Raw genomic sequence first — 12,623 nt, 5'->3', positions numbered from 1 at the left:
TTCGAACTGTCGGCGTCATGATCATGGCGTTCGGAGTTGCACTCGCGGAATGTTGGCGCTTTTTCACCTTAGTTAGAAATTGGGTTGGTTGAGCTTTGCTGTGCTGATTTGAAAACGAAACGTGATCGGCCAGTTTCCGCCTGCCTGTGGGCGCCGCGCGCTTTGAGCAGATCCTGGCGTGAGAGTATGCCGATCACGCGATGAGTGTCTCTCTCGACAATGGGTATGCGCCCAATCCCGCTGTCAATGATCATGTCCGCCACGACGCCCGAAGGAGTGTCGGCGAAGGCGACCGGTTGTGCTGCGTCTGAAATCGCTTCGCTGAGCGGAGTCTCCGCTTCGCGGGGATCAACCTGCCAGCGCAGAGCGTCGGTTCTTGAAACTAGACCAATGAGACGTTGCTCCTCATTTACTACGGGATAGCTGCGATGGCGGGCGTCGCCCGAGAAGAAGTTTAGCGCCTCCGACTTGGTCATGGATCCCGGCAAGGTATCGGGATTCTCCGTCATAAGCTGCCCCGCTTGCAGCAGGTCGAGAGCATCGACTGTATATTCCTGAAGTATGTGGCGACCGCGGCGGGCAATTTTTTCAGTCAGGATAGACCGCCTCATTAGGAGGACGCTAATACCATAAGCTGCCGCCGCAGACGTCATCGTAAGGGGTAGGGCACTGAAATGAGCAGTGAGCTCAGCGGCAAACATGGCGCCCGTTAGTGGGGCGCGCATCGCTCCGCTCATGATGCCCGCCATTCCTATCATAGCCCAGAAGCCCGCTTCCCCCGGGAGAAATTGGCCCATGAGAAAGCCTGCTGCACCACCCAGGATGAGGAGGGGAGCGAGCACACCGCCAGACGTTCCAGATCCCAGCGCGATCAGCCAGACCACAGCTTTGACGACAAGCAACGCCATCGCGACCCTGAGAGTAAGTGAGCCGTTCAGCAACGCATCGATGTTGCCGTAACCAGCTCCCAGAACGTGGGCGTCGATCAAACCTCCTACACCTACCGCAATCGCTCCGATCGCTGGCCACCACATCCAGTGCACGGGCAGCTTTTGAAAGAGATCCTCGATATAGTAGAGCGAGCTGGAAAGCAGTGCGGCCTGCAGACCGACTCCAATTCCCACAGCTGCCGCTGCTGCCAAATTCCAGTCCGTTTTTGGAAACAGGCCCGCCATGGGAAACATCGGGCCTGAGCCGAGCAGGTGAGGGCGCAAAGCGAACGCTACCATCGCAGCGACGACCACAGGCACGAAGCTGCGCGGCTTCCATTCGAAAAGCAAGACTTCGATGGCGAGCAGAATAGCGGCAAGCGGCGTTCCGAATATTGCCGTCATTCCCGCCGCTGCGCCAGCTACAAGTAAGGTTTTGCGTTCGGCGGCGCTCAGATGGAAGCATTGCGCGAACAGGGATCCGATAGCGCCGCCGGTCATGATAATCGGCCCCTCCGCACCAAATGGTCCTCCGCTACCGATCGAAATGGCCGATGATATTGGCTTGAGCAGAGCGACTTTGACGGAAAGGCGGCTTTCGCCGAAGAGGATCGTCTCGATCGCTTCGGGAATGCCATGTCCCCGTATCTTTTCAGAACCAAAACGTGCCATCAGCCCGACGATGAGACTTCCCAGAATAGGTATGGCGACCAACCACAAACCAAGGGAAGCATCCGTGATGTGTACATCGTCGATGGAAAAGCGCCCGAACCAGAAGAGATTGGTAGCAAAGGCAATGAGCTTAACAAGGATCCATGCACCCATGGCCCCGCCAGAGCCAACCACAATGGCCATGGCCGCGAGCAGCAGCATGCGTCGATCGACGCTATGATCGCCCAGTTTAAGATGTTCGACGGCGCGTGCAGGTGTAGGTGACATTAAAATAACTGGCCCTTCTCAGCGAGAGAGGGCATTTATATCGTAGTACGATCATATACAACCGCGGAGAATGATGTGCGTGCCAAAGCCGATCCACTTCAAGATTCGGACTATGCAGCATTGGCGAAGTTTCGGCACGCGATCCGCCATTTTCAGGCGTTCAGCGAGGTTCAGGCAGCCGAGGTCGGGCTTACGCCACAGCAGCACCAAGCGCTCTTAGCAATTCGGGCGGCCTCTCCCGACGAAGCCACGGTAGGGCATGTGGCCGAAAGATTGGTCTTGAAACCACATAGTGCGACTGGCCTTGTGGATCGCTTGGTAGCCTTGGGCCTTGTTGCACGCAAAGCAGCGAGCAATGATCGCCGGCGTGCGATGCTGCGCCTCACCGACAGAGCGTATGAGATCCTCGCCGATCTTTCGGCAGTCCATCGTGACGAAATACGGAGATTGAAGCCTCTGTTGCTCGATATTCTTAGCGAATTCGATGTTGTGTATGACCGCCAAGGGGCTGAATGAGGCGCATCAGCAGCGACAAACTGCTTGCGGACGACGAGAGGCAACCCTGTGACGCCCTTGCATTCTGTATCGTAAGACGATATAACTTAATGGTTGGCGTCTGGCAATTCGGTGGAGGAGCGCATGACCCTGCACGAGATCCTCGGCGGCTGGTTCGTTGACGTTGTCGGAAGCCTGATCGCTGCATTCCTGCTTTGTTATCTTGGCTGGAACGCCTTCAAACTCGTACACCACCCGGAAATTGGCGTCCCATTTCTGCTTTGCCTAGGTTGGATCGGCTTGCCTCATCATCTGACGGCGAGTACCTTTGTGCAAATGGTCGTCGTATATACATGCCTAGGTGCATTGATTTTATGGCCGGTTGGTCGAAAGTGGCATAGAGATCATAGTGCTTAAAATGAGAAAAGGAGAGGTAAATGGATCAATTGGATCAGGATTTTTCGGTTCATCCTGCACCTTACCCCGTTATCATTGGGTGCATCAGAGAGGGCCGCGAGCCGTCTATTGCAGAGATACTGCGTGTAGCCAAGCGCATCCGTCGGGAGGCGTATCCCGCGGCCAAAAAACTTAGTTCTAGGCACCGGCGTGGAATAGTTTTGAGCGCCCTGGCAGCTCTCGGGATCGAGCAGGAACGTTGAGGTCCCTGCTCGTGAGGAATATTTCTTTTACCATTTGGTGACGAAAGCCGCTCTTTCGCGAACATCAGGGTGTGCATCGGTCCATTAGCATCGACGACGAAAACCTGCCGCGCTTCTTAGGGCGCGGCAGAATACCCATTCACCCTTATTCTCACCTCAACCAGATGCTACTTCGTTCATGACCTATTTCTTTTCTCCTCTGGATCCAGTTGAGATATAATCGCTAGCTGCGCCGGTGTAGGCATGCAAGTTGTGGGGATTGGCGCAGAAGGGCGAGTAACTGAAAATCCCGTATTGTCCTGAACTTCGTCAAACGTGACGCCTGGGTGCAGTGATCTGATACGGATTGAGTGATGAGTTCCGCCAAAGTCGAGAACGCATAACTCTGTGACAATCAATCTGAGATCAAGCCCTTTGGGCATTTGTCCGCCTGGGTATCGATCCGGATTATATCCGGCCATGCAGACGAAGTCGACCTCCCCTTCAACAAAGACACGTTTGTTGTGCTTCGGGAAGAAGAAGCTATTCGGGTGGCAAATGGAATTGCCGGGAAAGCCTCTCACGCCAAGCATGGCAGTCCGAGGTTGCTTATGATCCCCGATAACGCTGATGTTTGCCTGGCCGTAGCGGTCGATCTGTACCGGCGTAACCATCGCATGGCGCTTTCCGCTCCAGAGTGTTGAAAACACGCGGTCGTAATTTGCCGGCCCTTCGTACACGGGTTGTTGATGACTTTGGCCTAGAGGAAGCGGTTCGGAGGTGTACCATGCCTCGCCATCCGTAATCTGGATTGCGGGACTGAAAGTACGCTTTGCCAGACCTGCTGCGATCCGCGGGATCGGGCCAATTCCGGTCACCATGATTTCACCTGCATCCCGCCAAGCTTCAGCGCAGGCAGTAATCATCAATTCCGAAAGGGGATGACTTGAGTTGATCATGTACAAAGACCTTTCAGTAAATCGGCTTTGGTAAGCTGGACACTTTAGACGGCCCGCCCACGGCAGATAGATACGACGCTTCATCTACATTGATGAAGTTAGATCTGTAGTCGTCCCATTGTTCGGCAGAGCTGGCACTTTTTGAGTACAGCCTGAGATGATCGAGATCGATCTCGTAATCAGGAGATCCGCTCGTTGGGTGAGCGCCGAACGGCGCTTCCGCCACGCCGCTTATGAGAGCCCGTTCAACGAGATTGAAGCGACTGTTAGTCTTCATATCCAGTGCTGCCGTTGATACTATTTTCTCGACCGTTACGTAGCTGCGCTCGGAAGCACGTACGAGCAGTTCGTCGAAAATGGGATCGACACTGAGGTTGAGTATATTTCCACGGTCGTCTGAACGATGAGCGTGGATGAGTGCCACATCAGGTGTGATAGGTGGCATTGCCACCAGTTCTTCCTCATCCTGGTAAGGGCTTGTAATCATTTTAAAGCCAGGCTGATTGATCACATCCGTTCCGATCCCGACGCGCGTCGGCAAAAATGGTAGTTTCATCGCCGCAGCACGCAAACCCCAGTGGAACATGCCCTCATCGACTTCCCAAACCTGGAATGCGCCTTTTTCTCTAGCCGCTCGGTAATGGGGATCCAGCGGAATATGGTCCAGGGTTACAAACGAGAAGATCAATTTTCTGATCTTCCCAGTAGCGGCAAGAAGTCCAACATCTGGGCCTCCATATCCTGCGATAACCGTAAGATCTTTCAGGGATGAGCGCGCTATTGCACGCACCAGCGCCATTGGCTTGCGTCGCGTAGCCCAGCCTCCCAGTCCAATGCTCATACCATCGCGTAGCTCGGCGATGATTTCGTCTACCGTCATTACCTTATTAATCATCTTTTACAGAACTCGGTCATGCGCGCAGCGTTCTTCACCTGCCCGACGGAGCAGGCAGAGTTGCGAGCTTTGTGGTGCAGAAGTGTCGAGGGTCGAGTTATGACCATTCTTGTTGAGGGCCAAAACTCTTGCGCTCGGTCATGGCAGAGGAAAGATCCGGCCAACAGCATGTGCTGAAAGTGGATCCATAGAGCCATAAACCCCGGTCCGAAGGCAGCACGCCTCCGGCCGGGGCTTAAATGCCTGCGACGATGCTGCCGGAGTTAAGTTCGCGAGAACGACGAGAGCAGAGACTGCGCATAAGACATTATCGCCTTGGCGGCGCTCGAAAGTCAAGCGTCGCTTGCAGCACCAAAATTCTCTGGAGCCTATAACGTTGAAGCCATCGGTCTATTTGCGAGTGTAAGCTGAAATTTTGTGAACCGCTTTCTGGAACGGGAGGATTGCGGCGCGGGGTAGCTGCATGCGTCTTCAGTATCAGTCTGGAAGTAGACTGATGTGCGGAGTTCTTTGCAGTTATGATGCCTCATTGGCGTCGGCTGGGACCTGCCACAGCTAGTCCTCTCCCCTTTGATTATCCTCGCGCAGTTTGGAGGGCAGACTGTAAACCGCGCGCAACACAATGAGCCGGATCCTCAGCGACAAGCACTGGCAGACCGAGCTCCTTCTGAAGCGACTCAACGAGACGGGGCGTCAAGGCGCCGCCACCTGTGAGCAAGGCGCCATGTTCATGCAGATCCTGGCTGAGCTCCGGTGGCGTTTGGTTCAGTACGTCCCGCACGGCTTCTACGATTTGCCTAACGTGCTTGTCGATCACTGGATCCAGTTCTGACGCGGAAATGCTTAGGGACGTCGGAGCCATGGACACAAGGCTCCGGCCGCGGACTTCGATCACCTTGTCCGAGGGGTAGCCGCCCTTCAAAGAAGAGCAGTTCCTTTTGATGCGTTCTGCCGTTGGCGCACCAACAAGAATCTTGTGCCGAAGGTGAAGATGATCGGCGATCACTTTGTTCAATGAGGCGCCTCCGATCCGAACGGAGCGAGTCAGGCAAATTCCGCCCAATGAAAGAACCGCCACCTCAGTGGTACCCGCGCCACATTCCAGCACCAGCACACCCGCTGGCTTGTTGATCTGGATTCCGGCACCAACTGCGGCGGCAAGTGGCTCATGAACTAAACGTACGGGAGCCAGTCCAGCATCATCAGCCGCGGTCAGGAGGGCTCGTCGTTCAGCTTGCGTGGCGTCGGCAGGAACCCCGATGAGCGCTCGGAGCCCTCTCACCTGTCTGCGGCCCAGAGCGTGGCGGATAGCATATCGCAACAGCTCGGCCGCAGTGCCGATATCTTGTAGAACGCCCCGCCGTAAGGGTCTTCTCACCTGCAGGCTTGGAGGTGTGCGATCGACCATTGCCTCTGCCGCACTGCCCGCCGCAAAGAGTTGGGGATTAGTTCGAAAATTGGCAAAGCAGCAAAGCGAGGGTTCGTCGAAAAGGATACCGCCATCGCGATGAATTACCCGCAAATTTGCAGTGCCAAAATCGATTGCGAGTTCCGGCCGCCTCAGAGATAAGGAAGAAAGCATCCGTCTGACATAGCGATCATTCCCGCCTTTGTCTCGCCTTTGCCTCGTCCGCGGATTTGTGTCTGGCTGCCCCACACCTGAAGCGCGGTCCTCATTGGCGGTGTTCCATTACGGGATGTTGTCGGTCAGGTTTGACATAAGCGGGCTACAACGGCATCATGGAAGAATGAAGGCCGGTCACTCTCATCATCGCTTTCGCCACCACGGGGGGCAGCTTCTCGCGGGCATGTAGCCCCGGGTTCCGGTGCTTGGTGCCCTGAACTCGGGGCTCGGATCGAAAACAAGCTTTGCCTCGCAACAGGGGCGTGAGCGCTCATCCGGAAAGCAAAGTGTATGACCAGCAAGAAGGGGCGTCGCCGCCCGCAAATCCATATGATCGATTCCGAAGCCGACGCGATCACTGATCTCGCAATCGCTGCTGAAAGACGGATCCCGCAGGTGAGCAAGCTTCTCCTGGAGGAAACTGCGCGGGCTCACATTTACTCGGCAGCGCGCATCCCTCAAGACGTTGTGACGATGAACGCCACTGTCGATTTCACCGACGAGACTGGAGAAAAGGCGCACAGCTACCAGCTGGTTTATCCGCGAGAAGCCGACATTTCATCCGGCCGAATATCTATTCTGACGCCGGTTGGTGCTGGTCTCATCGGCCTGAGGGAAGGGCAGTCAATATTGTGCCCAGATCGTGATGGACGCGAGCGAGAGCTTAAGATCGTCAGGGTGGTGCACGAAAGATAGTCTATCATTCATTCAAATTACGGGATGTTTTCGCGCAGCCAGATGTTTGAACACCGCTGGGGAGCGGGTAGGAGCACTGCGCCGACCTTTGTAGCACTGTTCAGGCGATAGTCTGACTTAGAGGAAATTTGGGCACGGAAACTTGCCGCTTCGAATGTCGTGGGAATGCATGCTTGCCTTTCCTGCTCTGCACTCTACATTAGACGGATGTTCGTTAGCAGGAAACACGAGAGACCGGCGCGCCGGTCTGGAAGCAGCGCGCTGTCGCGCGCCTAAGCCCTGACGCCGATCGCGTCGGGGCCGTTCCCTCCTTTCTGCCTCCACTGGGCGCCTTCAGCGCCAACGTCTGTGTACAAGATGAGATTCACAGGCGTGCGTGAGAAGTAATCTTCGCGACTGCGGCACATGGGTGGATATTTTCTAGCTAATTTTGTCTGAGAGGCCATCATGGGACCGAAGTTCATATGGGTTACTCGAACATCACCGTATAACATGCTTACCGCACATCGGCTGAAGGGGATTGGGCACAAGGCGCTCACAATTCCCCTTCTCACGATCAAGCCAAGGCCTCATGAGGCACTATCAACCCAACCTGATGCGCTCGCGTTTACCAGCATTCACGCTATCGAGCACCACCGCTTGGACTGCCGCTTTCGTGATCTGCCTGTTTTTACAGTTGGCGAGCGAACGGCGAAGCTGGCGCGCGATGCTGGCTATCGTCGGGTGCAATCGGCCGACGGAAATGCGCTTGATCTGGAGATACTGATCAAGGATCACATGCCTAAAGGCTCTGAAATCATCTACTATAGTGCTGCTGAGCCTGCAGTGGAACTCGCGCTATCGTTGAACGAGAGAGGTTATGCCGCTCGCCAGATCACCGTATATGAAAGTCTACGCTCTCCTTCGAACACAATTACTCCCGCATTGGCCGCCATGCCTTGGATGGACGGAGTTCTGATACACTCAGCGAAGGCGGGTAGGATTATCGCTCAGCTCATAGCCGATTGCGGAGAGCAGTGGCAGGGGACCGCCTATTGCATCTCCGAAGCTGCCGCCGATCCCCTGCGGCATCTTGCACATGGAAGAGTAAATGTTTCGGAAAAGCCTAATGAGCGGGCAATGCTTGATTTGCTAGGTGGAAGGGGCCCCCCGCCAAGTTTTTAGCTTCGATAAGCTTCGCATTAGCCAATCAACTAAGGCGATCTATTCCGTTCATTGTTGAGCCCTTGGCTCTTTTAAGGAAATGGCTCTGATCCCATGCCTCGTCGTTTCGAAAAATATGCATCGTCTTCAGCCAATCATGCAGATAAATGCTGCGTCAACGAGTTCGAGGTTAGTGCTGCAGCCTATCCTGATGGCCGAATTGCTGTGCTTCTTTCATATTATCCCAATCTTTCCCGAGAAGAACTGAAAGAGGTCATTGGGTTTGTCCGTTCAGCGCGAGACGATCAGATAAGGCGGCTAAGATCCACTCCGGGTAGTTCAAGAAAGCTCGACAAGTTCCTGCGGGACAACCGAGCACTAATGCCGAGTCTGCATGCGAAAACTAGTTCGATTGTCGCGGCTGTTGTCATTATGTCGATCCTACTGTGGATGTTGTGGGACAAGCGACCGCATCCTCTTGCGCCCGTGTCGCATCAGGCTGATGTAAGCCGACAGGCGGGCACATTTGAACGCAAATAGATCAGGAGACCGCAATGTGCGCCGTTTTTGTAAAACCGCGTCCGTTTGGGCGCCGCTCTTGCCGCTTCGTAGAACTACTCGATCGATATCCCGACGTCAGCGTCGGTCAGCTCGCTGAGATGATCGAGACATTTCCCCATCTGCCTGCGGCTGAAATCGCCATCATGTCGATATGTGAAAAATCACACAGAAAGCTGGACAAATTCATCATGGAGCAGTCGGAAGCTCTTAGTCGGCCATGGCTGAATAGTGGTTTGCTAATCATTATCGCCATCAGCTTTGTAGTTTTCCTGTACTGGCTTCATTGAAGAATGGCTTATAGTGGAAGAATTCACGCTTATGCGATCAAGGATATGCGGATAATTGAAGGCATATCGACTGGGCTACGCGATAAGATGCGCATCGGAGAGATCTAGTGAATAGAATTAGGCGATTAATCAACGAGTAGCGGCCCCGGGTTTGTGAGGGAGGAGCCCGGGGTTGATTTTGAATCTTGTAACGGCAGCGGAGTACGCTGGTCGGGAGTAGCCAATGATCAAGACAGCCGCATATGAACGAGAGTCACCGCTTGAACCTGCAGAAACGCAAGCGCCTGAACCGCGTGTGATCCCCTTTCCAAAACGCAATTCGCAGCCCGAGCCGACCCCTCCCACCGTGCCGGAACCTCCGGCTGCAGCATGATCATCAAATCAGCTGAGGAATAGGTAAGGATATGTCGATCGATGTTTCCGCGGAGTGCAGGACGTTCTTTGTCACCCTTATCAGAGGCGCTGCAGAGCGGGCAGAGGCGATCTTGGTACGGCCAGGTCAGGAGGTGCGCTTAAGAGCGATCCGAGATGATGGGTTTTCAGAATTAGCGCGGCTGGAGCTGTCGCCACTGCCGGAAGATCAATATCTCGCCGTTGCACTCCGCCTTTCGGGCGATGGGGACCGCAAGTCGGCCATATTCGCTGCACTGGCGGACCAATTTCGGTCGCCCCCTTTGAGCATCGCCGTGGAAGCTCAGCGCAAGCTTGTCCAAAGCCGTTCAAGCAAGAGTGGGCTGTCACTGAAGGCAGCCGGCGAGGCCGTTGACGCGATCAAGATAAACCTGAGTTCGGCCGGGGTCGATTATAGCCGCGCGCTAAGACTTCGAGCGGCCTTCTATTCAGATTTTTGGTGTGATCCGAGGATACCTGCCGCTCCGGGAACTCGCCGCGTTATGCTAACAATGTCCGAGATATTGAAAGCACAAGTCAATGTCGAACATGCTAATAGATTGCCAACCTGGAAGCGAACTTCTGTTACAAGGAGTGTTTGTGAATAGTATAGGATAATGTGTGAGTGAGAGTCTAATGTTGCAAACGAGATCGCTTATAATGAAAGCGGCCGGTTTGATGATCAAAGGGGAACAATGGAATCATCCGCGGTTTCGAGCCTCGTTGCCCTAGAATGGAGAGCGCGCGCTGTTCAACATCCGCGAAACTCGGCTACATTTCAGCAGCCTCTCGGATGTCGAGCGCTAAGAATTAAGTATTTTGATGTAAGCAAGTCGGATCAGTGAGGCTCCTATGTACATTTTGGAATTCGACGAACAAACGCGCGTGCTGTCCCAGAGGGCGAGCGGATTTTGGAACCTGGCAGAATTCGGGCGGTATCACGCAGAGTTCACCGCGCTTCTGAGCCGGATCCGCTCAGATGGACGACCCATTAAAATGCTGTTCGACAGCCGAGACATGCCGCCTCAATCGGCCGAGGTGGTAAACGCATTTTCCAAGATGACCAGCGCAGACGGCATGAATGCTGACGGACGGGTCGCGATCCTGGTTTCGGGCATGCTCTCCAAACTGCAGGCCCAGCGGATTTCCGATAATCCACTTGTGAAGAGTTTCAATGACGAGGCGGAAGCGCGGGCTTGGCTAGCGGAGCCGATTTTAAGTTGCTAGTAGAGGTAAGAACATCTAGTTGGAAAATTGCGCCATCCGCACCTGGCAGCGCTCCATCATGGCTCCAGCCTACTAAATTCAACGTGAAAGCGTACCGAACCTAGCGGCTCGACTCGGTGCAAGATGGTCGGCTCGACAATGCCGGGCAACGTCCCGCTGGACAATATAACTTCTGCCAGCGTTCTGCGCGGATCGGTCACGATATAGCGCAGTTCGCCTTCCTCCACGCGAATCAGACCCCAGGTGCCTTCCTTCGTCTGATGATCGTTCAGCAGACCTGCCGGTATAGTCTTCTCGGTGAAGGTCGGCGTGCGGTTATAGGGTCTGACCCCGTCAGGAAGGTGACCGATCATGCTTCATTCCTTTCTCGGTAGAATTGAACGCCAAGCTGCAGGCTTTCCGCGATCCGATCCGCCTTTTGCTGGAAGGCCGTTGCGGCGGCGGGTGAGAGCAGTTCGTCGCTGACCTCCCGCCACAGCGCCAACCATTTGGCGAAGTTGTCATCGGTCATGTGCTCGGCGTGCCGAACATGCGCCACCATCGGTTGCCCCTTGTATCGCCCCGACGTCAGCATGACCGAGGACCAGAAGTCCTGAAGCTTGCCGAGATGGTGGGGCCAATCGTCTATCGCACCATTGAAGATCGGTCCTAGGACCCGATCCTGCCGGACCCGCTCGTAAAAGGCAGGGACGAGGCGCGCGATATCTTCTTCCTTGATTTCAGTCGTCATGACGCTGCCTTCTGGCTCTGCAGGATCAGGTTCAGGGTTTGCATGAGTTCGTCTTCCAGCAGCGGCTTTTCAATGAGAATGGCGTTTAGTTCAGCGGCTGAAGCGCGAAGCGCGCGGGTGGGATTTGTCGCCAGCAGGATCGCAGGGGTGGCGCATTTCCTCCGAAGCTCGGCAAGTCGTTCAAGCCCCTGCGCGCAATCCAGGTCCACCACAAAGGCAACGGCAGCGGCCGGATCGGATAGGTCCGACCCTGCCGCTGCCTTGATCCCCACTACTGACAGGGCGAATTCGATCGAGGAGAGGAGCGCTGCATCATCGATGAACAGCAGGACCGGATTGTCCCTGGTCATCTTCGCTCTCCTCTCCCATTCAGGCCAGGTCAGGCCGCCTTCTTCCAGATGGGCTCCAGCGCGACGTGGGGCGGGCAGTGGGCGATCGCGCCCACAGGCAGGCCGCCAAGTTCATTGGCAAAGCCATGGTTGACGTCGCGGTGATGAGCTTCGTCCGCCCGGACAACCAGCACCACGTCGCGGAGCGTCGCTTCGTCCGGCAAATTCCAATAGCGTTTGGCGATTTCCGGCGCGGGCACATTGGGGCTGCGGCCTTCGTCGATCTCAGCAAGATAATGGGTGTAGCTGATCACTGCCTCTTCTTCGAAATAGCCGACCACGCGGTGAGCCGTCTTGGCGCTCACCAGATAGAGGGCGAAGAAGAACAGATAGAAGACCCACTGCACGCCCATGATCACCGCGCGTTCGAACCAGGTGGGCTTGGAAATCTCGATGAAGGTCATGAGGTGCATGCGCTCATTTTCCGCTTCGTCCATGAGCGTCTTGATCCAGCCCCTGTCATCGCAGATGCGCCGCAGGCAGGCGAGATGGGTGATGGTCGCCCCGACCATGCCGGGGACAGCCGCCACCGTTTCCAGTACCACGGCGCGATGGCCGTAGCGTGCAGCGAAGAAGGTGTCCGCGCACCAGCGCAACATCTTCGTGAAGCCAAAGGCGACCTGGTCCGACAGCCCTTTGGGCTTGTGATGGACGCCAAGATCGATGAACGGTGCGGTCATGAAACTATCTCCAGATGCGAGCCTGTTTGCTATGACGCTCA

The 12,623-nt window shown here is 55.3% G+C and carries 15 protein-coding genes; 7 read left to right on the top strand and 8 right to left on the bottom strand.

Translation table 11 applies throughout. The features are described from left to right. Positions 1-68: 68 nt before the first annotated feature. The gene (locus MU848_RS17000; RefSeq protein ID WP_196225571.1) at positions 69-1,868 is read right to left on the bottom strand and encodes a chloride channel protein; all 1,800 of its coding nucleotides are present in this window, start codon (positions 1,866-1,868) and stop codon (positions 69-71) included. Positions 1,869-1,943: 75 nt separating this feature from the next. On the opposite strand from MU848_RS17000, the gene MU848_RS16995 reads away from it, so the two are divergent. Further along, the gene (locus tag MU848_RS16995; protein WP_196225572.1) at positions 1,944-2,384 is read left to right on the top strand and encodes a MarR family winged helix-turn-helix transcriptional regulator; all 441 of its coding nucleotides are present in this window, start codon (positions 1,944-1,946) and stop codon (positions 2,382-2,384) included. 123 nt (positions 2,385-2,507) lie between these two features. After that, a complete protein-coding gene (locus tag MU848_RS16990) occupies positions 2,508-2,780 on the top strand; it encodes a hypothetical protein (RefSeq protein WP_196225573.1) in 273 nt (90 codons plus the stop codon). Positions 2,781-3,198: 418 nt separating this feature from the next. Here the strand turns inward: MU848_RS16990 and MU848_RS16985 are convergent, their stop codons facing one another. The 3 genes from MU848_RS16985 to mreB form a co-directional block, all read right to left on the bottom strand. After that, positions 3,199-3,960 (bottom strand): CoA-transferase subunit beta, encoded by a 762-nt coding sequence (locus MU848_RS16985; protein ID WP_196225574.1) that lies wholly within the window; start codon positions 3,958-3,960, stop codon positions 3,199-3,201. A 13-nt stretch (positions 3,961-3,973) separates the two neighbouring features. Then, complete coding sequence (locus MU848_RS16980; protein ID WP_230463264.1) at positions 3,974-4,840, bottom strand: CoA transferase subunit A; 867 nt, start codon at positions 4,838-4,840, stop codon at positions 3,974-3,976. 589 nt (positions 4,841-5,429) lie between these two features. Next, positions 5,430-6,437: a rod shape-determining protein gene (mreB, locus tag MU848_RS16975; RefSeq protein ID WP_196225576.1), complete on the bottom strand. Its 1,008-nt coding sequence runs from the start codon at positions 6,435-6,437 to the stop codon at positions 5,430-5,432. A 333-nt stretch (positions 6,438-6,770) separates the two neighbouring features. On the opposite strand from mreB, the gene rnk reads away from it, so the two are divergent. From rnk to MU848_RS16950, 5 genes are all read left to right on the top strand, one after another. Beyond that, a complete protein-coding gene (gene rnk, locus MU848_RS16970; RefSeq protein ID WP_196225577.1) occupies positions 6,771-7,175 on the top strand; it encodes a nucleoside diphosphate kinase regulator in 405 nt (134 codons plus the stop codon). A gap of 447 nt (positions 7,176-7,622) precedes the next feature. After that, entirely contained in the window at positions 7,623-8,339 is a 717-nt protein-coding gene (locus MU848_RS16965; RefSeq protein ID WP_196225578.1) for a uroporphyrinogen-III synthase, read from the top strand. A gap of 533 nt (positions 8,340-8,872) precedes the next feature. Then, positions 8,873-9,166, top strand: coding sequence for a hypothetical protein (locus MU848_RS16960; RefSeq protein WP_196225579.1), 294 nt, complete (start codon positions 8,873-8,875; stop codon positions 9,164-9,166). 404 nt (positions 9,167-9,570) lie between these two features. Beyond that, positions 9,571-10,164 (top strand): hypothetical protein, encoded by a 594-nt coding sequence (locus tag MU848_RS16955; protein ID WP_196225580.1) that lies wholly within the window; start codon positions 9,571-9,573, stop codon positions 10,162-10,164. Positions 10,165-10,408: 244 nt separating this feature from the next. Then, positions 10,409-10,783, top strand: coding sequence for an STAS/SEC14 domain-containing protein (locus MU848_RS16950; RefSeq protein WP_196225581.1), 375 nt, complete (start codon positions 10,409-10,411; stop codon positions 10,781-10,783). Between the two features lie 56 nt (positions 10,784-10,839). On the opposite strand, the gene MU848_RS16945 is transcribed toward MU848_RS16950, so the two are convergent. Genes MU848_RS16945 through MU848_RS16930 form a run of 4 tightly spaced genes read right to left on the bottom strand, consistent with a single transcriptional unit; the run spans position 10,840 to position 12,582 of the window. Further along, positions 10,840-11,136, bottom strand: coding sequence for a DUF1971 domain-containing protein (locus MU848_RS16945; protein WP_196225582.1), 297 nt, complete (start codon positions 11,134-11,136; stop codon positions 10,840-10,842). Then, on the bottom strand, positions 11,133-11,513 hold the full coding sequence (locus MU848_RS16940) for a group III truncated hemoglobin (protein ID WP_196225583.1): 381 nt from the start codon (positions 11,511-11,513) through the stop codon (positions 11,133-11,135). Before MU848_RS16940 ends, MU848_RS16945 begins: the two co-directional genes overlap by 4 nt. Further along, positions 11,510-11,863 carry a histidine kinase gene (locus MU848_RS16935; RefSeq protein ID WP_196225584.1) on the bottom strand — a complete coding sequence of 118 codons (354 nt, stop codon included), beginning with the start codon at positions 11,861-11,863 and terminating at the stop codon, positions 11,510-11,512. The genes MU848_RS16940 and MU848_RS16935 overlap by 4 nt, the downstream gene beginning before the upstream one ends. Before the next feature lie 29 nt (positions 11,864-11,892). Further along, the gene (locus MU848_RS16930; protein ID WP_196225585.1) at positions 11,893-12,582 is read right to left on the bottom strand and encodes an alternative oxidase; all 690 of its coding nucleotides are present in this window, start codon (positions 12,580-12,582) and stop codon (positions 11,893-11,895) included. Positions 12,583-12,623 lie beyond the last annotated feature (41 nt).

It is taken from the genome of Sphingobium agri, assembly GCF_023051225.1.
Taxonomy (GTDB): Bacteria; Pseudomonadota; Alphaproteobacteria; order Sphingomonadales; family Sphingomonadaceae; genus Sphingobium; species Sphingobium agri.
The sequence above is the reverse complement of the archived record's forward strand: the minus strand, read 5'-3'. Positions and strand labels throughout refer to the sequence as shown.

Coding starts and splice junctions, on each gene's coding strand:
- MU848_RS17000 (WP_196225571.1), bottom strand. CDS start 1,868: ATGTCACCTACACCTGCACGCGCCGTCGAACATCTTAAACTGGGCGAT.
- MU848_RS16990 (WP_196225573.1), top strand. CDS start 2,508: ATGACCCTGCACGAGATCCTCGGCGGCTGGTTCGTTGACGTTGTCGGA.
- MU848_RS16985 (WP_196225574.1), bottom strand. CDS start 3,960: ATGATCAACTCAAGTCATCCCCTTTCGGAATTGATGATTACTGCCTGC.
- MU848_RS16980 (WP_230463264.1), bottom strand. CDS start 4,840: ATGACGGTAGACGAAATCATCGCCGAGCTACGCGATGGTATGAGCATT.
- mreB (WP_196225576.1), bottom strand. CDS start 6,437: ATGCTTTCTTCCTTATCTCTGAGGCGGCCGGAACTCGCAATCGATTTT.
- rnk (WP_196225577.1), top strand. CDS start 6,771: ATGACCAGCAAGAAGGGGCGTCGCCGCCCGCAAATCCATATGATCGAT.
- MU848_RS16965 (WP_196225578.1), top strand. CDS start 7,623: ATGGGACCGAAGTTCATATGGGTTACTCGAACATCACCGTATAACATG.
- MU848_RS16960 (WP_196225579.1), top strand. CDS start 8,873: ATGTGCGCCGTTTTTGTAAAACCGCGTCCGTTTGGGCGCCGCTCTTGC.
- MU848_RS16955 (WP_196225580.1), top strand. CDS start 9,571: ATGTCGATCGATGTTTCCGCGGAGTGCAGGACGTTCTTTGTCACCCTT.
- MU848_RS16950 (WP_196225581.1), top strand. CDS start 10,409: ATGTACATTTTGGAATTCGACGAACAAACGCGCGTGCTGTCCCAGAGG.
- MU848_RS16945 (WP_196225582.1), bottom strand. CDS start 11,136: ATGATCGGTCACCTTCCTGACGGGGTCAGACCCTATAACCGCACGCCG.
- MU848_RS16940 (WP_196225583.1), bottom strand. CDS start 11,513: ATGACGACTGAAATCAAGGAAGAAGATATCGCGCGCCTCGTCCCTGCC.
- MU848_RS16935 (WP_196225584.1), bottom strand. CDS start 11,863: ATGACCAGGGACAATCCGGTCCTGCTGTTCATCGATGATGCAGCGCTC.
- MU848_RS16930 (WP_196225585.1), bottom strand. CDS start 12,582: ATGACCGCACCGTTCATCGATCTTGGCGTCCATCACAAGCCCAAAGGG.